Below are 24214 nucleotides of genomic sequence, written 5' to 3'. Positions count from 1 at the left end.
CACCTAAGAAGATCTACACAACTGCTGTCGGTAGCAGCTCTAGCTCAGCCATTAAACCTTGAAGCTCGTCAATCAGAGCGACAGGGGCTGTACTGAGCGGCAAACGGCAAACACCCACAGACCACCCTTGAAGATCTAATGCTGCTTTGATCAAAATGGGATTAGTCGTCGCAAATAAGGCTTTACACAGGGGCAGCAATTTAAGATGTATATCCCTAGCTACAAGCACTTGCCCTGTCTCATAAGATTGAATCATTTGCTGCAGAGACTCTCCCACTAGATGGCTGGCAACGCTAACCACGCCTACTGCACCGACGGCTAGCATCGGTAATGTCAATGAGTCATCCCCCGAGTAGATATCAAAGTCAGATGGCGTTAGACGGCGAATTTCACTCACTTGGTCTAGGTTGCCACTGGCTGCTTTGATGGCAATAATGTTGGGAATTTCTGCTAGCTTTGCGACAGTGGGGGCTTCTAGATTTTGACCGGTACGGCCTGGCACGTTGTAAAGCATTACAGGCAGGTCGGATACGGCCTTTGCGATCGCACTAAAATGTGCCTGTAATCCAGCCTGAGGAGGCTTATTATAATACGGCACTACCTGTAGAGTGCCATCTAGCCCCAGCTCAGCCGCTTTCTGGGTCGCTGCAATAGCTTCACGGGTACTGTTGGAACCAGTGCCTGCGACTACCTTACCACGACCACTTACAGCCGCTTTAACCACTTGAAACAGCTCATATTCCTCTGACCAGCTCAGCGTAGGCGATTCACCCGTGGTTCCACACACCACAACCGTATCCGTCCCATGACTAACCAGATGGGAGGCCAAACGCCGCGCAGACTCATAATCGACGGCTCCCGACTGATCAAACGGGGTAATCATTGCCGTGAGTACTCGTCCAAAATATGTCACGTCCTATCTATCCTCACTACATCACAAGCACACAAAAAAATAAAAATCATATCTCCTAAAATCTACAGCAAGGACCCGTTTTACAACGTGGCCTATCCATCATGCGCAAAAATACTCAAGTCAGTATCCGCATAGGCCTTACCTAGCAGCCATACATTGCCCATTCACCCAATGCCCAGCTGAGAAATATGCCATAAAAACCAGAGCTACACTAAAGCCTTAGGCTTCAAAGATTGCTTGCTAACCAACAGTTCAGCAATCTGAACAGCATTCAGCGCGGCCCCCTTACGAATTTGATCACCACTAAGCCACAGTTCCAGACCACTTTCATGGGATAGATCACAACGGACTCGACCAACTAGCACATCGTTCTGACCACTAGCTTCCACAGGCATCGGGAAATAGTTTGCCTGCCAATCTTCAACGACTTTTACACCAGGTGCAGCCTGAAGCAACTCCAAAGCCTTAGCCACATCAAGAGGCTGTTTGAACTCAACATTTATAGCTTCTGAGTGAGCCCGTAGAACCGGCACCCTAACGCAGGTTGCACTCACCCGCAGATCAGAAACCCCAAAAATCTTGCGGGTTTCATTCACCATTTTCATTTCTTCTTGGCAATATCCCTGGTCATTGAGGGGCGAATTATGGGGAAACAAATTAAACGCCAGTGGATAGGGAAATGCTTCAGTAGGCGGTTCTTCCCCTTGCAAAATTGCTTGGGCCTGCTGCTTCACTTCTTCCATGGCACGGGCACCAGCACCACTTGCAGACTGATAGGTAGCAACTACAATTCGCTCAATCGGCTGATATTGATGTAACGGCCAAAGCGCTACAGCCATCAAAATAGTGGTGCAGTTAGGGTTAGCGATAATTCCTTGATGCTCCAGGGCAGCTTCAGGATTAACCTCGGGCACCACAAGTGGGACAGAGGGATCCATCCGAAATGCACTCGAATTATCGACGACTACAGCACCCGCCGTCGCCGCCTTAGGTGCCCATTCTTTAGATACAGAGCCGCCAGCTGATGCTAATACCAAATCAATATCAGCAAAATCTTCATCGCTGATAGCCTTGACCTTAATCGACCGCCCCTTAAAAACCAACTCCTTACCAGCCGACCGCGAGGACGCCAAAAGGGTTAGCTCTCGAAGAGGAAAGTCACGCTCTTCCAAAAGCTCCAACAGTTCGGTACCAACGGCACCTGTAGCACCCATAACCGCTACACTATACGCTTCAGGCAAAAGATCTAACCTCCCTCTTCATTTTTAAAAACTTTTGTATAAATACTAAGCAAAATCAAGCCTACCCAATTTCTTTTTCCTTAGCCTACGTAAGCACGGCTTCAACATCGTTCATGAACTCCATGCTGATGGCCAACCTTAATAAATTCTTGCTATGCGAAGTCTTCGATAAGTCAAATCAAACTGATGTCCCAGGGACAATAATTGCTCACATGTCCTTTGAAGTATTGACTACTCATCGCTAGCCAATCAAAACTCTGTACGTTTAGCCACCTATATCTAGATTAACTAAGAAATCGCTGGTAGAACTCTGGACACTCGATATATTAACCTTAGACTCCTAACAGCATAAGACTAAACAAAACATTCAGGCAATATTCGGTTGAAGGCAACCAAGCCGGAAGGGAAAAAACATCATCATCTCCATTTCAGACTCTACGGTCTCAGAGAGGAATAATCAGGTAATATAGCTAATTGCGCTCGCAGCTAATGCTCTAAGCATTAAATTCTAGGCGTTCCTTACACACCCACGATACTTTTCTTCCCAGCAAAGGTGGTGTTGAGTCTTGAATCAAGACGGCACTCGACTGAGATGTAAACGTGCTGTCCCTCAAGTGGATCAAAACTTTACAAGGTCGATTTGTGGTAAAACCTCTGCGCAACCAATCAACTAGAACAGAAATCCCCAATGAAAGTTACCCAGGAAAGACTGCCCGATAGCCAGGTTGGCCTAGAAATAGAAGTACCTGCGGACATCTCTAAGCAGACCTATGAGCAAACTCTGCGCAAATACATGAAAACGGCTAATATTCCTGGGTTTCGTAAAGGTAAGGTGCCGCGCCAGATCCTAGTACAGCAGTTGGGTGCAACTAGACTCAAAGCCGCAGCTCTTGAAGAGCTTGTCCAGACCGTTATTGACAAAGCTATCGCCCAAGAAGAAATTGAAGCATTAGGTAACTATCAGCTACGGTCCGGATTCGAAACCCTGATCGAGGAATTTGAACCCGGTAAATCACTCACAATCTCAGCATCAGTGGATGTGCCGCCTCAAGCCGAGCTTCAGCAATATAAGGATCTATCCGTCCAGTCGGAAGAAGTTGTTTACAATTCTGAGCGCATTACCGAAACCTTAGAGAGCTATCAGCAAAATTTAGCTAGTCTGGTGCCAATTGAAGACAGAGCAGCACAAGAAGGCGATGTTGCCGTCGTAGACTTCGTTGGAAAAACCGTTGAAGAGGGTAAACCTCCTGAAGAATTTGAAGGGGGCAGTGCAAGCGAATTTCAGGTCGAAATTAAGGAAGGACGATTTATTCCAGGATTTGTTGAAGGCATCGTTGGTATGGAACTTGGACAAACTAAAGATGTCGAAGTTTCCTTTCCAGAGGAATATCCCCAAGAAGATCTAGCAGGAAAACCAGCCGTCTTCGCCATCACTTTGAATGATCTAAAGGAACGTGAGCTCCCTGATTTAGATGATGATCTTGCCCAGGAAGTCAGCGAATTTGAAACCCTGGAGGAATTAAAGCAGTCCCTGGAAGAACGCTTTAAAAAAGAAGCTGAAGATGCCACTAAAGCCAACACCGAAAAGGCCCTTTTAGATGAACTAGTTACTCACTTGCAAGTAGAAATCCCCAAAACTTTGCTCCAGCGAGAAGTAGACCATATCGTCACCCAAACAGTGATGCAGCTGTCTAATCAAGGTATTGACATCAATAAATTCTTGACCAAAGAACTGGTCGGTAATATGCGTGAAAATGCCAAACCTGAAGCCACTGAGCGTCTTCGCCGCACGCTAGCTTTGGGAGAAGTAGCGAAGCAGGAATCCATCAGCGTCGAGGAGGACGCGATCGCAGCTCGCATAAAGGAAATGATGGCTGAAGTTGATAACCCAGCAGATATCGATCAAGATCGGTTGAAACAGGTCGTCAACGAGGATCTTTTAAAGGAAAAGATCTTGGCATGGCTGGCTGAGAACGCCACTGTGGAGCTAGTACCTGAAGGTAGTTTGAGTCAGACAGATGATGATACCAAGGCTGTAGACGGTAATGCGGCTAGCGAAGAGGAGTAGCTACGTCGATTACAAAATCCTTACTTAGCCAATGTTGAAATCGGTTGGTTTTCGTTAGAGTGTGAGGACCATCCCCTGCTTGGGAGGGGATAGGGCATAATGTATAAGTACACTGTTGAGTAATCTATGTATTCATCAATGTTTCATCCCTGCCGCAGTGAAAACGTACCAATCATTGCTAGCAGTCTGTCATCTGCCAGCAATGACGGAGCGAGCAGTATGCTACCAGTAGTGTTGGAGCAGTCTGGTCGAGGGGAGCGAGCCTTTGATATCTACTCGCGATTACTCAGAGAGCGTATTGTTTTTCTGGGAAGTGGTGTAGACGACACCCTAGCCGACTCGATTGTGGCCCAGCTACTATATTTAGATGCTGAAGAGCCGGAGAAAGATGTTCAAATTTACATTAATTCTCCAGGGGGCTCGATTACAGCGGGTATGGCCATTTACGATACGATGCAGCAAATTCGGCCAGATGTGGTCACCATCTGTTTTGGATTAGCTGCTAGTATGGGGGCGTTTTTGCTATCTGGTGGGGCAAAGGGTAAGCGGATGGCTTTACCCAGCGCTCGCATCATGATTCATCAGCCCTTAGGCGGTGCTCAAGGACAAGCGGTTGATATCGAAATTCAAGCTCGGGAAATTCTGTATCTTAAACAGCGATTAAATGAGTTACTTGCTGGTCATACTGGGCAGCCTTTGGACAAGATCGCAGAGGATACTGAGCGGGATTTCTTTATGTCTGCGGCTGAAGCTTCTGACTATGGCTTGATCGACACCGTAATTTCTCACGATACTACTGCCAATTTGATGTCAACGCACTAGGTTAGGGCCAATATGTCTAAATATGACTCCCATCTTAAATGTTCCTTTTGCGGTAAGTCTCAGGAACAGGTGCGTAAACTGATCGCTGGTCCAGGAGTTTATATCTGCGACGAGTGTGTTGACCTTTGTAATGAAATTTTAGACGAAGAGCTATTCGATTCTAGCTCTGCAGTTACTCCCCCTGCGCCTCGACGGGAGCAACCGCCTGAACGTGGACGTAAGTCTCCGTCCCATATCTCCCTCAATCAGATTCCTAAACCTCGAGACATCAAATCCTATTTAGATGAGCATGTCATTGGTCAAAATGAGGCTAAGAAAGTCCTCTCAGTGGCAGTTTACAACCATTACAAGCGCCTGAGCTATATCCAGTCTGGAGGTGACCCAGGAGAAGACAATATAGAACTACAAAAGTCTAATATTTTATTAATTGGTCCAACGGGTTCGGGTAAAACCCTGCTGGCTCAAACGTTGGCTAAAATTTTGGACGTTCCCTTTGCAGTCGCCGATGCCACCACATTGACTGAAGCTGGGTATGTTGGCGAAGATGTCGAAAATATTCTGCTACGGCTATTGCAAGTGGCAGATCTGGATGTTGAAGAAGCCCAGAGAGGAATTATTTACATTGACGAAATCGATAAGATTGCACGAAAAAGTGAGAATCCATCGATTACGCGAGATGTCTCTGGTGAAGGCGTGCAGCAAGCACTGCTGAAAATGTTAGAGGGTACCGTTGCCAATGTCCCTCCCCAGGGTGGGCGGAAACATCCTTATCAGGACTGTATTCAGATTGACACTAGCAATATTTTATTTATTTGCGGTGGAGCCTTCGTGGGTCTAGAAAAAATTGTTGAACAACGCATTGGTAAAAAATCAATGGGCTTCGTTCAAGGTTCCGGAGAACCCCAAACTCAATTTAATCGAGATAAACGAGCAGCAGACGTCTTAAAGTCCTTAGAGGCTGATGACATTGTCAAGTTTGGTATGATTCCCGAGTTTATTGGCCGCATTCCAGCCATATCGGTCCTTAACCCCCTTGATGAAGAAGCCTTGATGGCTATTTTAACCGAGCCCAAGAATGCATTGGTGAAGCAATTCCAGAAGTTAATGCTTATGGACAATGTAAGTCTGGAGTTCAAACCAGATGCAATTCGGGCCATTGCTCAGGAAGGCTATCGCCGGAAGACTGGTGCTCGTGCGCTGCGGAGCATTATTGAGGAAATCATGCTAGATATCATGTATGAGCTGCCGTCTCGGAAAGATATGAAGCGCTTTCAAATCACTCGGGATATGGTAGAAAAACGCTCTACCGCTGAACTTTTACTACATCCTTCTTCATTACCTAAGCCAGAATCTGCTTAATTAAACCTGTTGATTACACGACTGTGTATCTTCTAAGTGGCATCCTGAACAGGGTACAGCTGCTGATAGGGTTTACATGGCCTACGTAACACTGAACGGGGTTGATCACTACTATGAATGGGTTTGCGATGGCCCCCAAGGCCATCGTCCAACATTAGTTTTTTTGCATGGCTGGGGAGGTTCCGCTCGTTACTGGGAATGCATAGCCCAGGTTATGAAAGGTGACTTTGATTGTTTACTGTACGATCTGCGAGGGTTTGGCCGGTCTGCGGCTGCTCAAAGCACGACATCTGAGCTAGGTGGTTCGCTAGAAAGCTTTGCCGACGATCTTGAGTGTTTGTTAAATGCCCTCAAGTTAGACCGTGTATCTATCAGCGGTCATTCTATGGGAGCATCAGTGGCCCTGTACTTCCTGCAAAGATTTTCCCAACGAGTTAATAAAGCGATTCTGACGTGCAATGGTTCTTTTGAGTATGATAAGCGGGCCTTTGACGCATTTCAGAGGTTTGGTAGCTATGTCGTTATGTTTCGACCAGCTTGGCTATCTTATATACCTTTAGCTCCTCAAGTTTTTATGTCGCGCTTTTTGAAAGGACAAATTCCCTACGCTGATAAAAAAATATTTCTGAAGGATTTTTTACAAGCCGACACAGCTACAGCCATGGAAACATTAAAAGCTTCGGTGAGTAAGCATGCCACAGAGGCCATGCCTGCGGCATTTACAGCCATTAGTGTGCCCACACTGCTCATATCTGGTCAATACGACAAGATTACGCCTGCTGAGTTAGGGCGCCAGGCAGCATCCCTCAACACTCGCATTGAGTACATTGAAATTCCACAGACCGGGCATTTTCCCATGTTGGAAGATACGCCAACCTATTTATCAGTGACCACGGATTTTCTTCAGGGTTAACCGTTCCAAACGTATTGCTAGCTATCACTCCGCTTAGTTAGCGACTCAGTCAACGACTCTTTGTATCTAAAAAATTTGTAGAAAAATTTGTAGAAAAAGTTATATCCATAAAGCTTGATGGGAATCCTATGGACAAGCTTATATAAGCGAACTGTGAGAAAGCGAACTGTAAGAGATAAAAAACCCAGGGTTTGCCCATAAAATCGAATCTAGATCCTTGCAAAGGGTAGATAAATATACTTTTCCATAAGTATGTAATTCTCTAGACGATCTACCAGCGGTATGCCGCCAAAGTATCTTAGCGTCAGGGTTTGAGAGATCTAAACCAAAGCAGCTATTTAAACAACCAGAGTGAATACACGGAGCCTTTCGGAAAATTTATAGACCGAGTCCCGTAATCCAACGATGGTGTGCTTAAGTCAACATCCCGACAATGGACTTAAATCACGATTTAACTCCCTGACACAGGATATTTGGCACACTATGGCTACTCAAACCTCATCGCTTCGCTCTCGCGGGATGGAGATGCTGATGGCATATAAACAACAGCCATCAATTAAGTTGCGTAATGATTTAGTCCGATTAAATGCTGGTTTAGTCCGAAAAATAGCGCATCGCGTCAGTCATCAGTGCGCGGAACCCTATGAGGATCTCGAACAAATTGGATATCTTGGTTTGATTCGAGCTATTGAGCGGTTTGATCCAAGTCAAGGATGTGCATTTAGTTCTTTTGCTGTGCCCTACATTCGCGGCGAAATGCTGCATTTTTTGAGAGATCGGGGCTCCAGTGTTAAAATCCCCCGTCGTTGGCAAGATTTGCAAAAGGCGAGTCAAAAACTACAGGCCAATTTACTTCGTCACTACGGTCGCCAACCGTCTGATCATGAAATGGCTGAAGCGCTGTCTATCTCGGTCAAAGAGTGGCGGCAGGTAAAAATGGCTAATAAAAATCGTATGCCTCTGAGTTTGGATGCCACCGTTTGTCATCAAACTGACTCAACTATTACCCTGGGGGATACGCTTCCTGATATGCATTATCAGCTCCTACAGGCTTTAGAGGAGGATCGGCAGCAGCTACAGCGGGCTCTAGGTCAGTTGGAGGACAAAACCCGATCAGCGATTGAATTTGTATTTTTTAAGGGCCTTTCGCGCAAAGAAGTAGCTGAGCGGATTGGAGTAAGTCCGATGACGGTAACCCGTCGCATTCAACGCGGTGTGGAACAAATGATTGCCTATTTGCAACCCCAGACCCTACAGACTGATCCATAGGGCATTTGGCAAAGTTATTGTTTTCGCTGAAGTCTTTCCCCTTTACTGGGTAATGCATAGCGACGTGGGCTTTGTCCCACGTCGCTATTTTTGTAGCAGGAGATAAACAGATCCCTTTAATCTGGTGTAATAAGGGCAATGAGCCGCTGTGTTGGTAAAGGAGTAGTCGTAGTGTCTGAGTCAGCCAGCTGTATAGCCAGAGATGAATCGAGATTTCATCAGCTTCAGACCCAACTGACGACGTGCTGGCAGTCTATTGACTGCTTTGACCGCGCTCCTAGACAAATTTTGGTGGTCCCGTCTCTGAGCCTGGACCAAGAGGAGTTGGGCAAAATCGAGGGGGTACACCACTATGAAGAGCGATTACTGTTCTCGCTACTGCATTTGCGCAATCCCAATACGGCCTTAATCTATGTGACATCACAGCCGCTGCATCCGAGCGTTGTGGATTATTATTTAGAGCTATTGCCGGGGATTCCCAGTTCCCATGCCCAAAATCGTTTACGGCTGTTTTCCACCTACGATGGGTCGCAGAGACCATTGACCGAAAAGATTCTTGCTCGTCCGAGGTTAATCGAGCGGATGCGGCGCTATCTTTCGCCGCAAGAGGCCTATATGGTGTGTTACAACTCCACGGACTGGGAGCAGCAGTTAGCCTTAAAGCTAGACATTCCTTTGATGGCGGTGCCTCCGGCTTTATTGGATTTGGGTACGAAGGCGGGCAGTCGTGAAATTTTTGCAGCTTGTGATGTACCGCATCCAGACGGTAGCGAGCTAACCCATGATGCAAAGGAGCTTGCGATCGCAACCACCAAACTCTGGGAGCGGCAGCCTGACCTAAAGCGCATCGTCATCAAGCTTAACGAAGGCTTTTCAGGGGAAGGGAACGCCTTGCTCGGATTAGACGATCTGACTGATGTGGCCCCTGGAAAAGTTCGCCACGAAGATCGTGTCACTACCGTACTCAACGCCCTGGAGCATCTGCGCTTTCAGTATATCCATGAAACATGGGAGCACTTTAACCGCAAAATTGGCGAACTGGGTGCGATCGCAGAAGCCTTTATCGAGGGCGACATCAAACGCTCCCCCAGTGTCCAGGGTCACATTACCCCCGATAGAACGGTGGAAATTTTGTCCACCCATGACCAAATCCTGGGTGGGCCTGATGGGCAAGTATTTTTAGGCTGCCGGTTCCCAGCAGACAGCGACTATCGGATGGAGCTACAGGAAATGGGACGACGCGTTGGAGAAGTCTTAGCCCAGCGCGGTGCCCTAGAGCGATACAGCGTTGATTTTATTGCCGTCCAAAAAGGCCCGCAGCAGTGGGACCTAAACGCCATTGAAATCAATTTGCGCAAAGGGGGAACCACACATCCCTTTATGGCGCTGCAGCTCTTGACCAACGGTGGCTATAACCTTGAAGACGGGCAGTTTTACACACCCCAAGGGCAGCCCAAATATTATCGAGCCTCGGACAACTTACAAAAAGAGCACTACAAGGGGCTGCTACCCGATGACCTGATGGACATCATCATGGTGGAGCAACTGCATTTCAACTCCATTGCCGGAACGGGCGTTACCTTTCATCTGATGGGCTGTCTTTCGGAATATGGCAAGCTGGGCCTGACCTGCATTGGCAATACCCCCGAAGAAGCCGAGCAAATCTATGAACAAGTGGTTACTGCCCTGGACCGCGAAACCAGCTAGCGGTCCTTCATCATGCGGGCAATGTCGCGTTTTTCCTGCTTTTTCTTGAGGGATTCACGCTTATCGTGGAGCTTCTTACCACGCCCCACCGCAATATTGACTTTCACCCGACCTTTTTTGAGATAGAGCTTTAAAGGCACCAGGGTGAGACCTTTTTCTTCCACTTTGCCAATCAGCTTACGAATTTCGTCTTTATGAAGCAGCAGCCGACGCTCGCGACGCGGCTCGTGGTTGTAGACCTGGTTGGTCATGTTGTGGGGCGAAATGTGGACATTTAGCAGCCACACTTCACCATTTTTGACCTGGGCATAGCCGTCTCGCAGATTCACTTTGCCCGCTCGAATCGATTTGACCTCAGTGCCTTTAAGGGCGATTCCCGCCTCATAGCTGTCTAAAATTTCGTAGGTAAATCGAGCCTGGCGATTGTCAGCCATGACCTTAAAGCCGTCACTGGGCTGGGATTTTTTGTTGGTTTTCGCCATGCGGATCAAAGAGAACGATAGGGGCCGAGCCCGGATATGCTATTGTAGCGAGCTATTCGGCCACTACGCACCACTCGTGTAGCTCATAGTCCACACAGCCATTTTGAATCAGCGGGTCGGCTTGAACGATAGCTTGGGCTTCATCTAACGTGGATGCCTGAAACAGCAGCATACCGCCACCGCGCTCGGCCCAGTAGCCCGTCTTGGCCTGGTGACCTTTGGCAATCAGGTCTTTGACATAGGCCACATGGGCGGGAACAAACTGATCAAAGGTGGCTTTATTGACAATGCCGTGCTCAATTTTGACAAACCAGACCATAGATAAAAAATCCTAGATAGCGGCCTGATGACGGCCTCACAAAATATATTGTAGGAAGATTAATAGCTAAGCGCTGATTTTATCGCCCAGAAATTAACGCTGCTGCGCCATGATGGCCAGCGCTGGCAGATACACCAAACTTATCCCTTCTCGTCCGTTGGCTCATTTTCTAGTCATCAAAGCTGAGAAAGTGTCTTTTCAAACTGCCGTAATGCAACGCTTGAACCTTTGTTCCAAGCAAGTTCTACATACTCAGGTATGAGCTGGGACACCGGTAATTTTGGAAATATGGAACTGCTTTCGCTAACTTTATAGCCATAGCCATCAAACACATACATGTGAAATGACTGGGACCGGTAAATCCATAGCTCAGGCACTCCAATCGATTGGTAATCTTTGGCTGAGGTAAACGAGGTCCAGTCCACCTCCAGTGCTAAATCTGGCGGCGGGTCCACCGATAGATCAATGCGATCCTTACCCAATATGGCTTTGCGGTTGGCAATATAAAAACAGCGGTCTGGCTCTACACCCGCTTTAGCAAATCGCTTGAGGGTAATGGGGTCATACTCTTCCCAATCTAAATTCTGATAGCGCAGCATCGCCTTAACAAAATCTGCCAACGCGGCCGAACGCTTGCCATGGTTGGGGAGAGGAGCCATTAAGCGAATTTCTTGAGCATCAGCATCAAACCGAATTTTAATCGCCGCCTTGTCAGAACGCTGAGCCAATAACGCCTCATAGCTGGACCAGGTTTGGTGGCGCAGTACCACTTCTCCACCCGGAGAAAGCTCAACCGTATCTGGCGTAATCGTAAGCTGAGGAATCGCCATGGGTATCTCGATTGCTTGTGTCTGATCTTAGCTTGGCGACTCAAGCTTCGGGCAGATCTCTAAGCCTTATACTGCCAAGCAGCTTGGAAGAAATCTCGCTCACACACCATGGCATAGCGATAGGTATCTTGAATCAGCTCAGTATCTTCGGCATAGTCATCGACGATGGCCTCTAGCTGCGCGGCTAACGGCTCAAACTCATCGCTGCTGTAGGTGGCAATCCAATCTTTGTAGGCATGGTCAGGAATTCCGCCCTCAGCCAGCTGCTGGCCCAAGTAAGCGTACAGCCGCATACAGGGGGACATGGCCACCGCCGTCATTCCAATGGGCTGGCTCCACGCCGTTGCCAGCAAAAAGTCCGTATACTGCCGTGTCGCCATGCCTGGCTTGACTTGAGCCAAATCCACATTCCAGCTTTGGGCATAGCCCTGGTGCAGCTTGAGTTCTGCCAGCACACCAGCTGCTAAATCATGAAACACATTAAAGCTCTGCCATGTGGGAGCCTTAGCCGCTGCAATACTGTAAGCGCGGGCAAAGGCTTCTAGAAAAAACACATCCTGCCCCACGTAGTAGGCAAATGTCTGCTTTGGCAGCGTACCATCGGCAATGCCCTGTACAAAGGGATGGGAAAGGCTTTCATTCGCGAGGTCTAAGTACTGCTGCCAAAGCTTAGTGGAAAGGGCCATAGGAAGATCAAGTCTGCGGTCAGTCTGCGGGTGACATTATAGAATTAATAGGCTGAAACCATTTCACTGGCACCCAATGCTAGATCTGTCCGACCTCAAACGCGAAAGCGAGCTGCTCACCAACCGCCTGGGCAAAGCTCAGGAGTATCTTTGACCTGCCTGCCATTCAAGCAAAGATCGATGACCTAGAGCAGGTCGCTGCCCAGCCAGATTTTTGGGACGATCAGGAACAGGCGCAAAAAACGCTGCAAACCCTGAACGAATATAAATCCTATTTAGAACAGCTCAATACCTGGACCACACAGCTAGGGGATATTCAAACCATTGCAGAGCTGCTAGAAGTAGAGTCCGACCCCGCCCTGCTAACCGAGGCCCAGGAAACAGCACAGACATTGACAAAGTCCCTTGACCAGTGGGAACTAGAACAGCTGCTGTCCGGTCCCTATGACAAAAATAATGCGGTAGTGACGATCAACGCTGGCGCTGGGGGTACCGATGCCCAAGACTGGGCAGAAATGCTGCTACGGATGTACACCCGCTGGTGTGAGCAGCATAGCTACAGCGTCAAGTTAGTAGAAGAATCTAAGGGCGATGAAGCGGGTCTGAAATCAGCCACCTTAGAAATTGACGGACGCTACGCCTATGGCTACCTTAAAGCGGAAAAGGGCACCCACCGTCTGGTACGGATTTCCCCATTTAATGCCAATGGCAAGCGCCAAACCAGCTTTGCGGGTATTGAGGTGATGCCGGTTCTGGATGACACCATCGAACTGGATATTCCAGACAAGGAGTTGGAAATTAAAACGTCGCGTTCTGGGGGAGCCGGTGGTCAGAATGTGAACAAGGTGGAAACTGCTGTGCGCATTACTCACCTGCCGACGGGGCTATCTGTGCGGTGTACCCAGGAGCGATCGCAACTACAAAACCGAGAAAAAGCCATGGCCCTACTCAAGGCAAAGCTACTGGTCATCGCCCAGGAACAGCAAGCGCAGGCCGTTGCCGATATTCGGGGCGACATGGTGGAAGCCGCCTGGGGCAATCAAATTCGTAACTACGTTTTTCATCCCTATCAAATGGTGAAAGATCTACGCACCAATGTTGAAACCACTGCAGTGGACGACGTCATGAACGGCGATCTCGACCCGTTTATTGAAGCCCTGCTTCAGCAAGAAAATCAAATTACGCAGGAAACTACCCTCTAGTGCGCCTCATTCTGTTGAGAGTCGACACATGACTTAATATTAAGAAGAATTCTCCCACCATTAAAAAACCTATTGGCAACACCCATGACCCAGTCTCCGCCTCCCCCAAACACAGCCACCTCTGAGCCTGTCCCTAGCTACGTCAAGTTGGCCATGCGCAATATGGTCAAGAAAGGCGGCAAATCCTTATTTCACTTTTTTCTAACCGCTACAGGCTTACTCGGAGTGTTAGTCGGCCTAGCCTATTTGACTCGGTGACATCTTGACGCAATATTTAAGCCCCGAGATAGACCTGTGGGTAGACACCACAGAGCTGGTGCCAGCTCAATCATCAGGTTTGCCAACTCCACAGACTTGGCAAATCTGGTTTGAGACATGGCTAAGCGAGCTGCAACCGACTGCATCCCCCATTAACCAGTATGAAGTCAGTCTTCTGCTGACCAACGATGCCACCATCCAGCAGTTGAATGCCACCTATCGTCACCAAGATCAGGCCACTGACGTCTTAGCCTTTGCAACTCAGGATACTGACATGCCTGGTGCTGAAGTTATTTACCAAAGCTCGCCACGCCCCTTGGGAGATGTGATTATTTCTGTCGAAACCGCCCAGCGTCAGCGCCACAATGACCATTACACCTTGTCCCAAGAATTGGCATGGCTAGCAGCCCATGGCCTCTTACATCTATTAGGATGGGACCATCCTGATGACGCCAGCCTGAAAATCATGCTAGACAAGCAGTATCGTCTGTTGGAAACGATCAATTTAATCGGCTTAGAAGTTTAGAAGCTTAGCAAAATAGGTGTTAATTCCTTAATCTGGATAGGTAATATACGATTACAGATTTTGATGAAGGTTAACATAGTCTGCAAAATGATAATTCTTTCGGGAACCTATTTAGTAGTTTCAGGCTTCGATTAACTAGGTCCGAAGTAGTTTAAAGCCATCTTGATGGACTAGTCGGTAACCCCATCGTTTTGGTCACTGACGGCTGAATTAACTAGTTTTGTACTGCGGTACTGACTTATACATCACCTCTAGGTTCGTGCATGTCTATTTCATCTAACCTTCAAACCGCTCCCAAGAGCAAAAAGGAAAGCAAAACTGCCTGGCAGGTTGCGCCTAATTTGTTGACTAGTTTTCGCTACGCCTGGGCAGGCATTGTCTATGCTGTCAGAACTCAGCGAAATTTTCGTATCCATCTAGCGATTGGGCTGGTAGCACTGTCTTTGGGCATCATGCTCCACATTCAGGCCCTCGAAGCTGCCGTTGTTGCCATCACCGTTAGTGCTGTCCTGGTCATTGAGCTGATCAACACGGCCCTAGAGTCCGTAGTGGACCTGACGGTTGGCCAGACCTACCATGAGTTGGCCAAGATTGCGAAAGACTGTGCCGCTGGCGCTGTTCTGATCGCAGCCATGGCGGCTCTCCTGGTGGCCGCATTTATCTATTTACCGCCATTATTTGTCCTGTTCAACACAGGCATATCTTAAGCTGGGCTCAAGGCAAACGATGCGACATTGCTACCCCGAACTATGGTTTCATCGGCCCATAGGTCACTAGCCGGTCGGTTCATTCTCTAAATCAGCAACGGCATGATTTTGGTCATTGATAATTACGACAGTTTTACCTACAACTTGGTTCAGTATTTGGGAGAGCTGGGGCAGACCCTGGACGTTGCAGCTGATATTCAGGTCTTTCGCAACGACCAAATTACCCTGGAACAGATTCGGGCGTTGGCCCCCGATGGGGTCTTAATCTCCCCCGGTCCAGGAACTCCTGATGATGCTGGTATTTCGTTGGCACTGATCCAAGAGTTGGGTCCCACACTGCCCATATTGGGCGTGTGTTTAGGTCATCAAAGCATTGGTCAAGTGTTTGGTGGTACGGTGACAGCGGCATCTGAACTGATGCATGGCAAAACCTCCCCTGTTATCCATACCAACCAGGGGGTCTTTGCTGGATTAGATAATCCACTGACAGCAACCCGCTACCACAGTCTGATCGTAGACCGCGACAGCTGCCCTGAGTGTTTGGAAATCACTGCTTGGCTAGACGGCGGTACGATTATGGGTCTGCGACATCGCCAATTTCCCCATATTCAAGGGGTACAGTTTCATCCCGAAAGTGTGTTAACTCAGTCAGGTAAACAGCTACTGCACAACTTCTTGAGCGCCATTCCAACCCAAGTCCCAGTCACTGCTTAGTACAGCGTGGAAACGAGAAAACTGTCTACCTTGTTTAGCGAGTGGCCCGAGGCTGTGGCACTATAACAAGTCATGGACAGTTGATATCAATGGGATGTGAGGACATATGAAACGGCGGCAATTGCTTCAGAATGCCAGTGCAGCATTCGTCAGTACCCTTGGTCTGGGAATTGCCTCTAATTGGCAAGCCTACCAAGCTCAAACAGGTGGATTGAGGATTACTGCCTTGGGGCACATGTGTTTTCAGTTTTCGGGTAGTGGCAAAACTATTGTGACGAACCCCTTTGATCCCAGGGGGTGCACCCAGGGTTATCCAGCACCCTCGTTGAGTGGTGCAAATTTGGTATTAGTTAGCAGTCGGCTGTTAGATGAAGGATTTATTCCTAACCCGGCGGCGGTTAATCTGCTGGACGAACCTGGTGCTTATGAAATTAATGGGTTGAGTGTCCAGGGTATTGGCATGCCCCATGACCGAGAAGGCGGCAGACGATTTGGTACCAACACCGCCTGGAAATGGAGTCAAGGAGGCATCAACGTGGTTCATCTCGGTGGAGCTGCAGCCCCGATTGCCTTAGAGGATAAGATTTTAATTGGCCGTCCTGATGTGTTGCTAGTACCGGTGGGTGGCGGTCCCAAGGCGTATGATTCGGCAGAAGCAGCGGCGGCGGTCGAGAGTCTACAGCCCCGGATAGTTATCCCCACTCAATATCGCACGGGTGCGGCCAGCAGCAGCTGTGAGTTGGACGCTATAGACGATTTTCTGGGGGTGATGGCAGGTACACCCGTGGACCGAGTGGGTAGTACACTGACGCTCCAGGGTGGTAGTCTGCCAGCTAGCGGAATGCGGATTAAGGTTCTGTCTTAAATGGTTCTGTCTTAAATAATGTAAGACAACTGCTCACACCACCTCACATGTCCATGAATCTAGAATATCAACAGCGCCGTCAGGCCGTGATGAATGTCATCGGTCAGGGGACGGCTGTTTTTGGGAGTGCGCCAACCGCTGTTATGCATAACGATGTGGAACACCCATTTCGTCAGAACAGTGATTTTTTCTATTTGACAGGCTTTAATGAGCCGGATGCGATCGCAATCCTCGCCCCTCACCACGAAGAACACCAGTTTGTTTTATTCGTACGTCCAAAGGACAAGGAAAAAGAAACCTGGTCAGGCCGTCGCACCGGGGTGGATCGCGCCAAGGAAAAGTACGGTGCGCATATAGCCTACCCCATCGAAGAACTAGCCGAAAAGCTGCCCCAGTATGTGGAAAATGCTGACCGCCTTTATTATCAATTTGGCAACGATGGCCGCTTAGATCAGCACATGCTGACCCTGTGGCAACGGATATTAGCCAAATACCCTAAACGCGGTCGGGGGCCAGTCGCCATTGAAGATGGGCGGCTGTTGATGCAGCAGTTTCGCCGGGTCAAAAGCGACAGCGAACTAGATCAGATGCGTAAAGCTGTAGCTATATCCGCCAAAGCCCACAACCACGCCATGGCTATCGCTTGCCCCGGTCGCTATGAATATGAAATCCAGGCAGAAATGGAGCATATTTTTCGGCTGGGAGGAGCCCTAGGCGTGGCTTATCCCTCTATTGTGGCCTCCGGTAGCAACGCCTGTATTTTGCACTACGTCGAAAACGACCGCCAAATGCAGGCCGATGAGCTATTGCTCATTGATGCCGGTTGCGCCTATGGCTATTACAACGCCGACATTACCCGTACATTTCCTGTGGGCGAGCGTTTTACCCCTGAGCAGCGCATTCTCTATGAACTGGTTTTAGAGGCTCAGTTGAAGGCGATTGAAGCCGTCCAGCCAGGTCGTCCTTTTAATGACTTCCATGACGCCGCTACCCGCATCATCACCGAAGGCTTAGTCGATCTCGGTCTGCTTGTGGGTAAGGTGGACACATTAATCGAAGAAAAAAAACATAAGGCCTTCTTTATGCATGGGACAGGGCACTTTTTAGGTCTCGATGTCCATGACAGTGGGATCTTGCGCAATCCCGATAAAACCTGGCAGCCCTTTGCCCCTGGGAACGTAGTCACAGTTGAACCAGGGATCTACATAGCCCCTAACTACGAACCGGCAGAAGGCCAACCCGCAGTGGAAGAGCGGTGGCGTGGAATCGGTATTCGGATTGAGGACGATGTGCTAGTCACCTCAGCGGGCCATGAAATTCTCACCGCTGCTGTACCCAAGAGTCTGTCAGCGATGGAATCACGACGTGTGGCACTGAGTATGTCCTAATCTTGTCCTAGTTTTTGGGAACCTATTTCCAGACGGCTCTGTCACCACCCCTATTCTGTAACAAACCCGATTGATTTGGGGCACATTAACAGAGCGTTTATTTAGCGTATGTTCTTAAACGGCTGAATTGTGATTGGACAGGTGAATGTTTAACACTCACGCCTTCAAACATTGCGCAAATGCAGTTACTCTGAGTCTTGCAACTTTGAGTCTTGCAACTTTGATCTTGGAGTTATCCATCCATTGCGCTAGCTTTGGGATCGCTACTATCGAAAGGAACTGAAGCTGTGCATTGCAATCCTTTACGGTTTAGTAAGGTAGTTAGCAACAGGGTGTCTGGCCTGACATCTGGTGTAATTGGCATTTTGGGGGCTGTTTTAATTGCACTCCCGGCAGATGCTGCTAACCTTCAGTTCTGGCGCTTTGACCAACAGCAAAATCGGCTAACCTTTACCACCGATACCCAGGTACGGCCAACCGCCCAGCTCATATTTAACCCAACGCGGCTGGTCATTGACCTACCAGACACCCAAGTAACCAGCTCAACAACACGGCAACGATTACAGGCCGGTCTCCAAGAAATCCGTGTCGGTCAGCTCGATGGCCAGACAGCTCGTATCGTCATCGAACTGGCGCCGGGGTATACCCTAGACCCACAGCAAGTACAGGTTCAAGGCGAGACCAACCGCCGCTGGTTTGTACAACTGCCAGACTTGACCACAGCTAATAGTTCTCGTGCGAGCCAGGCGGCCAGACCTGGACGCTCTACATCCAATCAGTCCGTCCGGTCTGACACTCAGTCTGCTAACAACCAGGTAACGACTGATAGTGCTAACCAGCAGCAGCCTACACAGGTAGAAAGCATTGTGGCCACAGCGGATGGTTTCTTTATTCGAGTGTCTGGTCAAAAACCGGAGGTAAATTTAAGCCGCTCCCGGCCCCGGCGGCGCGATCCGCAGCGAAAAATTACTTTGGAGCTACCCGATAGCGCCATTGCCCCTGGGCTGACATCAGCCTCATTACCAGACAATCGCTACAGTATAGAAAGCTGGGATGTGTCCCAAGAGGGTTCGACGGTGCTGGTCACCATGACCCTTGGCGAGGATAGCCCTGACTGGCGAACAATTGTCACTGAAATTAGTACGGGACTGCAAGGCATTGTGGTGCTCCCCGATGGGGTGGCCATTCGAGATGTGCCAGACAGTGGAGCTACCAGCGTTTCGGTGCCCACCGAACCTGTTACAAGTCGTCCTTCTAGGGAGAGTAACCCCCGACCCGAGCGAGTTTTGCCGCCTCGCGCGTCGGAGCCTGCAACGTCCGGGCAACTCCCAAGAGTTAACCAGGAGCGGATTGTGGTTGCCATTGATCCGGGCCACGGTGGACGTGATCCGGGCGCTGTGGGCATTGGCGGACTGCAGGAAAAGCAGGTAATTTTTCCAATTTCCCAGCAGGTGGCAGCTATCCTCCGACAGCAGGGTGTGGAGGTAGTGATGACTCGCAACCGGGATATTGAGCTGGATTTAGACCCACGGGTACAGATCGCTGAGCGCGCCGATGCCGACCTTTTTGTCAGTATTCATGCCAACGCCATTAGCCTCAGTCGCCCTGATGTTAATGGATTAGAGACCTATTACTATTCCAATGCTGGGGCTCGTTTTGCTCGCACCGTCCATGACATTGTACTGCGGACCATGGGGATGTCCGATCGCCGGGTACGTCAGGCTCGATTCTATGTTATCCGACGCACATCTATGCCCGCTATTTTGATCGAAGTTGGGTTTGTGACCGGAGCCGAGGATATTCACAACCTGCGCGACCCGGAATGGCGCAGCGAGATGGCTAATGCGATCGCACGCGGCATCCTCACCCACATTCAGCGCGAATTCTAGCCGTATTGACCGTAAGGCGAGCTGCCTGACCTGTCTGCTGGTTACTTATGCTCTGGGTGATCGGTAGCCTCACAGTGTTCGCCCAAGGAATTTAACCGACGAATCAGCTGCTGCAAACGACCAAAATCTCGGTGATTAAACTGAAAGACCAAACGGGGAAGCGCCGCTATTTCAGCATCTTGCTCGTGTTCTTCCGGTAACGCATCGGTCATTTCGATTTTGCCAGCCGCCACAATGTCACCAAAGGTGTGATTAAGCTCATCCAAAGCCCCAGGTCGCAGACAAGACGTCAGCCGTAGCACCAGGCGATCATCCACGTATCGGCTAGAGTGAAATACTCGGTAGTAGTTGGTAATCTCATCCCAGGCGTCGTCAATATTGTCCGTGATCACATAAAGGCTCGGATCATCAGAGCTAATCAGCCGATTCGCCATTAGGTGCTCACGCACATAGGTATCCCAACCCTGCCAATAGTTGCCACCGGGATGATCAATTAGGACAATCGGCATCGGCTCCGCTTTACCTGTCTGCACCAGGGTCAACGACTCAAACGCTTCGTCCTGGGTACCAAACCCACCGGGAAATACGGCGAGGGCATCACATTCCCTCAGGAAAAACAGCTTACGCGTAAAAAAGTACTTAAACGTCAGCAGTTTTGGATCGTTCTCCATAATCGGATTCGATCCTTGTTCAAAGGGCAGCTGAATATTGAGACCAAAGGAGTGATCAACACCCGCTCCTTCGTTGCCAGCTTCCATGATGCCCGGCCCAGCCCCCGTCATAATCATAAAACCCTGTTTAGCGGCACGCTGGGCAAACGTCTTCGCTAGCTGATAGTCAGGGTGCTCTGAGGGGGTACGCGCCGAGCCGAACACTGCAATTTTACGCGTATGGCGGTGAGGATAGAAGCCCTGGAACCCTAGCTCCATATCCTGCAGGGTGATGCTAAAAATCTTCCCATCCAGTCGATCCGCCTCTCGCCCAATCATTCTCACCAAGGTTTCTAAAATTTGTTGGATTACGGCCCCATGTTCCATGGAAGGCAGCTGGGTGATAATTTCAGAAATATTCTCTTGCAGGTGAACAGGTAACTTTGTTGGAGAGGTGACCATAAATACTAGTTAGTGAGGATTTTGCGATTGCTGATTTGTGGGGTAGACCAATCTGTAATCACTGCTATTTGACGGTCCTCATATAAACAAGCCTAGCCCGAGGATCAGCAATGCTACGATTTCTAACCATTTGCTCAAAACGTCTAGCGCCACAATTGTATAGCAAATGTTCTGAGGCCAGAGGTCATTTGCGTGTGTTGACCTGCTATTGGACTGCTTACCAACACTAGATCATGGAAATAATCTATCAACCCGTCACTGTCCATAAAAAAGTCCCCCTCACCATTAGCCGAGGAACCCGCGCCCAGTCTACTAATCTATTTGTCCAGATCACGGCTGACCACATCACCGGCTATGGCGAAGCCACTCCCTTCTCCAGCGGTGAGCAAACCCAAACCACTGAAACCATCGCCCAAGCCCTGGATGACATCACCGCAGGTATCTGTCATTACCATCCCCTCGACCGCCAAATCATCGAAGAAAGCCTTGACCAAATCGGTCCCTGCTCTGCTGCCCGTGCCGCCATCGATGTTGCTCTCTGGGACTGGCTGGGCAAAAAGGTGGGGCTACCGCTGTGGCAGCTGTGGGGATTAGACCGCCAGCGGATTGGCCCCACAGCCGTAACGGTGGGGATTAGCTCGCCGGAGGGGGCGTGCGATCGCATCCGCCGCTGGCATGCCGACTACCCAGACCTACGCTCCATCAAAATCAAACTGGGCAGTCCGGCGGGCATCACTGCTGACCAGGCCATGTTTAGCACCCTCCAGTCCGAATTTCGCCCCCATGACAAAATCAGCATTGACGCCAATGGCGGCTGGACCCTAGACGACGCCAAAACCATGGCTACCTGGCTGGCAGAGCGCCAGGTTACCTACTTAGAGCAGCCTCTCCCCGTCAGTGCCAACCATCAGCTAGGCGAACTCAAACAGCATTCTCCACTGCCCATTTTTATTGATGAAAGCTGCTTCACCGGCCGCGACATCATGCCCTTGGCTCCGCACATTGACGGCATCAATATAAAACTGATGAAATCCGGTGGCCTCACCGAAGCTCACCGCATGATTCACACAGCCCGCGCCTGCGGTCTGGGGGTGATGTTTGGCTGCTATTCCGACAGCACCCTATCTAACACGGCCCTGGCCCAGCTTTCCCCCCTGGCCAACCACCTCGACCTCGACAGCCACCTTAACCTCAAAGACGATCCCTTTACCGGAGCCCAGCTAGAACTCGGTCGCCTCATGCCTAACGCTCAACCTGGGTTGGGCATCGGAACAGACCTTTAGCACACAAAATCGGCATCGCTATCCCCATCATCCCTGGGCAAATACCCCTATCAGCGTGACCACACCCCCGATGACCATCAAACCAGCGGGCATAAACTTTTTTGTTTTTATCAGCCGGACGACAAACACGATGACGAGCACCAGCGTCACAATCTTGACTACCCACAGACCGCTGGCAATACCTTTAGCCGCCCGCAATGCCCCAATCAGTAACAACAGACCACTGACAATGCCTGAAATCAGGGAAGGGGTGCTCCTGGCCTTGAGGTAGCCGACGACGCCACCGACAATGGCGAGAATGCCATAGATCAATGCGATGATGAGTCCTAATGACATAGGGCAGATTGGGGATGAACGAATTTGGGGCCACAACCGCTACCATCACTCAGTACCGACAGCAGGCGGCCTCTCTCTTACTCTATCAGGCTGTTCTCGACGATACTGTCGGCCAGACTTTTTTGTCATTGCTAGAGGCCCTCAGCACCAGTAAAGGCTTACCCAACGAACGGGCCCATTGCATCACCGCCTACGGTCGATGGTTTCAGGCCCTAGCCCAAACGGGTAAAAGTTGGGGAGACCATATACTTGAGCAATTGCTGGTGGCTGATAATGCCTTCACCCGAGCCGTTCAGCGGCTACCGTTATCTGAGCTACCAGTGCCTCTGATCGCAGCCGCTCGTCAAGATTTACAGATTCTCCAAGGGTTATATAATCTAACGCCAAGTCACATTAGTCAGTGTATACAAACGGCCTGTCAACTCCCTCAATCACCGGTTGTCTGGTCTTTACTGCCAGAGTCTATGCCTATTGATCTACCTCAAGATTGGTCGGAGGGCATTTCTGAATTAGTTGCCTACTACCAGAGACAAGGGACAGGACAGTTTGGCCAATTCTGTGGTTTTCGCTGGCAGCAGGGACAGCTGACGGGAATTGCTGAGCCCGACCCTATTCGTCTAGAGCAGCTAGCGGCCTACGATGAGGTCAAGGCCTTGCTAGTCAAAAATACTGAGTTTTTACTAGCTGGGTTTAACGCGCTGAATGTGCTGCTCTACGGCAGCCGTGGCTCTGGTAAATCGTCCTTGGTCAAAGCCCTACTGAATGAATATGCCCACCAGGGGCTACGTCTAATCGAAGTAGCCAAGGCCGACCTATGCGACCTGCCGGTAATTGTGGAACATCTACGGCATCAGCTGCAAAAGTTTATTATCTTTGTGGACGATCTCTCGTTTGAAGAGGATGATGATGCTTTTAAGGCACTCAAGGTCGTACTGGAAGGTGGAATCACTCGCCGTCCTCAAAATGTGGTGGTCTATGCTACGTCTAATCGACGGCATCTGGTGCGGGAGTTTTTTGCCGATCGGCCACGACCTAGGGACGCAGATGAGCTTAAATCCTGGGATACGGTCCAAGAAAAACTTTCCTTTAGCGATCGCTTTGGTCTCACACTGACCTTTGAAGCCGCCGATCAGCCGATGTATCTGGAAATAGTGCATCATCTGGCACAGCAGGCGGGTCTTGATCTCCCCATGGAGGACTTGGACTATCGCGCTAAACAGTGGGCCACTCGCCACAATGGCCGATCAGGCAGAAGTGCCCGTCAGTTTATTGATTTTCTATCAGCGGAATTAGCCTTGGATTGAGGAGAGCATACCGTGGGTAAG

General features: G+C 49.6%; 24 protein-coding genes. 16 read left to right on the top strand and 8 right to left on the bottom strand.

The features are described 5' to 3' along the window. Positions 1–13: 13 nt before the first annotated feature. Both dapA and IQ260_RS05930 read right to left on the bottom strand, forming a co-directional pair. Complete coding sequence (dapA, locus tag IQ260_RS05935; RefSeq protein ID WP_193991750.1) at positions 14–913, bottom strand: 4-hydroxy-tetrahydrodipicolinate synthase; 900 nt, start codon at positions 911–913, stop codon at positions 14–16. Positions 914–1119: 206 nt separating this feature from the next. Then, positions 1120–2154 (bottom strand): aspartate-semialdehyde dehydrogenase, encoded by a 1035-nt coding sequence (locus tag IQ260_RS05930; RefSeq protein ID WP_193991748.1) that lies wholly within the window; start codon positions 2152–2154, stop codon positions 1120–1122. A gap of 688 nt (positions 2155–2842) precedes the next feature. On the opposite strand from IQ260_RS05930, the gene tig reads away from it, so the two are divergent. The 6 genes from tig (at position 2843) to IQ260_RS05900 (ending at position 10292) form a co-directional block, all read left to right on the top strand. Next, positions 2843–4222, top strand: a complete 1380-nt coding sequence (gene tig, locus IQ260_RS05925; RefSeq protein WP_193991746.1) for a trigger factor — start codon at positions 2843–2845, stop codon at positions 4220–4222. Positions 4223–4348: 126 nt separating this feature from the next. Beyond that, on the top strand, positions 4349–5044 hold the full coding sequence (gene clpP / locus IQ260_RS05920; protein ID WP_228015613.1) for an ATP-dependent Clp endopeptidase proteolytic subunit ClpP: 696 nt from the start codon (positions 4349–4351) through the stop codon (positions 5042–5044). A gap of 12 nt (positions 5045–5056) precedes the next feature. Further along, complete coding sequence (clpX, locus tag IQ260_RS05915) at positions 5057–6403, top strand: ATP-dependent protease ATP-binding subunit ClpX (protein ID WP_193991744.1); 1347 nt, start codon at positions 5057–5059, stop codon at positions 6401–6403. Positions 6404–6479: 76 nt separating this feature from the next. Further along, the gene (locus tag IQ260_RS05910; RefSeq protein ID WP_193991742.1) at positions 6480–7316 is read left to right on the top strand and encodes an alpha/beta fold hydrolase; all 837 of its coding nucleotides are present in this window, start codon (positions 6480–6482) and stop codon (positions 7314–7316) included. Between the two features lie 483 nt (positions 7317–7799). Continuing rightward, positions 7800–8585, top strand: coding sequence for an RNA polymerase sigma factor SigF (locus IQ260_RS05905; protein ID WP_193991740.1), 786 nt, complete (start codon positions 7800–7802; stop codon positions 8583–8585). A 171-nt stretch (positions 8586–8756) separates the two neighbouring features. After that, complete coding sequence (locus IQ260_RS05900) at positions 8757–10292, top strand: peptide ligase PGM1-related protein (protein WP_322744901.1); 1536 nt, start codon at positions 8757–8759, stop codon at positions 10290–10292. On the opposite strand, the gene smpB is transcribed toward IQ260_RS05900, so the two are convergent. From smpB to IQ260_RS05880, 4 genes are all read right to left on the bottom strand, one after another. Beyond that, entirely contained in the window at positions 10289–10774 is a 486-nt protein-coding gene (gene smpB, locus IQ260_RS05895; RefSeq protein WP_193991735.1) for an SsrA-binding protein SmpB, read from the bottom strand. The two genes, IQ260_RS05900 and smpB, sit on opposite strands and share 4 nt — an antisense overlap. A 52-nt stretch (positions 10775–10826) precedes the next feature. Beyond that, positions 10827–11093 (bottom strand): YciI family protein, encoded by a 267-nt coding sequence (locus tag IQ260_RS05890; RefSeq protein ID WP_193991733.1) that lies wholly within the window; start codon positions 11091–11093, stop codon positions 10827–10829. Between the two features lie 176 nt (positions 11094–11269). After that, positions 11270–11923, bottom strand: a complete 654-nt coding sequence (locus IQ260_RS05885) for a Uma2 family endonuclease (RefSeq protein ID WP_228015611.1) — start codon at positions 11921–11923, stop codon at positions 11270–11272. 59 nt (positions 11924–11982) lie between these two features. After that, on the bottom strand, positions 11983–12609 hold the full coding sequence (locus IQ260_RS05880; RefSeq protein ID WP_193991731.1) for a TenA family protein: 627 nt from the start codon (positions 12607–12609) through the stop codon (positions 11983–11985). Positions 12610–12685: 76 nt separating this feature from the next. Between IQ260_RS05880 and prfB the strand changes: the two genes are divergently transcribed. From prfB to IQ260_RS05840, 8 genes are all read left to right on the top strand, one after another. Continuing rightward, positions 12686–13811 (top strand): peptide chain release factor 2 gene (prfB, locus tag IQ260_RS05875; protein WP_193991729.1). Its coding sequence is split into 2 segments (ribosomal slippage): positions 12686–12760 and positions 12762–13811, totalling 1125 coding nucleotides; the frame shifts between segments, so codons are not numbered across the junction. Between the two features lie 84 nt (positions 13812–13895). Beyond that, positions 13896–14069, top strand: a complete 174-nt coding sequence (locus IQ260_RS05870; protein WP_193991727.1) for a DUF3285 domain-containing protein — start codon at positions 13896–13898, stop codon at positions 14067–14069. A 4-nt stretch (positions 14070–14073) separates the two neighbouring features. Beyond that, complete coding sequence (gene ybeY / locus IQ260_RS05865) at positions 14074–14595, top strand: rRNA maturation RNase YbeY (RefSeq protein ID WP_228015608.1); 522 nt, start codon at positions 14074–14076, stop codon at positions 14593–14595. A gap of 263 nt (positions 14596–14858) precedes the next feature. Further along, on the top strand, positions 14859–15302 hold the full coding sequence (locus tag IQ260_RS05860) for a diacylglycerol kinase family protein (RefSeq protein WP_193991725.1): 444 nt from the start codon (positions 14859–14861) through the stop codon (positions 15300–15302). 102 nt (positions 15303–15404) lie between these two features. Next, entirely contained in the window at positions 15405–16016 is a 612-nt protein-coding gene (locus tag IQ260_RS05855; protein WP_193991723.1) for an anthranilate synthase component II, read from the top strand. A gap of 106 nt (positions 16017–16122) precedes the next feature. Next, the gene (locus IQ260_RS05850; RefSeq protein WP_193991722.1) at positions 16123–16881 is read left to right on the top strand and encodes an MBL fold metallo-hydrolase; all 759 of its coding nucleotides are present in this window, start codon (positions 16123–16125) and stop codon (positions 16879–16881) included. Positions 16882–16934: 53 nt separating this feature from the next. Further along, entirely contained in the window at positions 16935–18269 is a 1335-nt protein-coding gene (locus tag IQ260_RS05845) for an aminopeptidase P N-terminal domain-containing protein (RefSeq protein WP_193991719.1), read from the top strand. 287 nt (positions 18270–18556) lie between these two features. After that, on the top strand, positions 18557–20158 hold the full coding sequence (locus tag IQ260_RS05840; RefSeq protein WP_322744900.1) for an N-acetylmuramoyl-L-alanine amidase: 1602 nt from the start codon (positions 18557–18559) through the stop codon (positions 20156–20158). A 41-nt stretch (positions 20159–20199) separates the two neighbouring features. Here IQ260_RS05840 and IQ260_RS05835 read toward each other — a convergent pair whose 3' ends face one another. Then, positions 20200–21270 carry an LOG family protein gene (locus tag IQ260_RS05835; protein WP_193991717.1) on the bottom strand — a complete coding sequence of 357 codons (1071 nt, stop codon included), beginning with the start codon at positions 21268–21270 and terminating at the stop codon, positions 20200–20202. 233 nt (positions 21271–21503) lie between these two features. Here IQ260_RS05835 and IQ260_RS05830 point away from each other — a divergent pair, with 233 nt between their 5' ends. Then, positions 21504–22553 carry a dipeptide epimerase gene (locus IQ260_RS05830; RefSeq protein WP_193991715.1) on the top strand — a complete coding sequence of 350 codons (1050 nt, stop codon included), beginning with the start codon at positions 21504–21506 and terminating at the stop codon, positions 22551–22553. Between the two features lie 27 nt (positions 22554–22580). Here the strand turns inward: IQ260_RS05830 and IQ260_RS05825 are convergent, their stop codons facing one another. Continuing rightward, on the bottom strand, positions 22581–22889 hold the full coding sequence (locus tag IQ260_RS05825; protein ID WP_193991713.1) for a TMEM14 family protein: 309 nt from the start codon (positions 22887–22889) through the stop codon (positions 22581–22583). Between the two features lie 14 nt (positions 22890–22903). On the opposite strand from IQ260_RS05825, the gene IQ260_RS05820 reads away from it, so the two are divergent. Then, the gene (locus IQ260_RS05820) at positions 22904–24193 is read left to right on the top strand and encodes an ATP-binding protein (protein WP_193991711.1); all 1290 of its coding nucleotides are present in this window, start codon (positions 22904–22906) and stop codon (positions 24191–24193) included. Positions 24194–24214 lie beyond the last annotated feature (21 nt).

The organism is Leptolyngbya cf. ectocarpi LEGE 11479 (assembly GCF_015207065.1).
GTDB classification, from domain to species: Bacteria; Cyanobacteriota; Cyanobacteriia; order Phormidesmidales; family Phormidesmidaceae; genus Leptothoe; species Leptothoe ectocarpi.
Note: the sequence above shows the minus strand (reverse complement) of the source record. Positions and strands in the feature narration are given on the sequence as shown.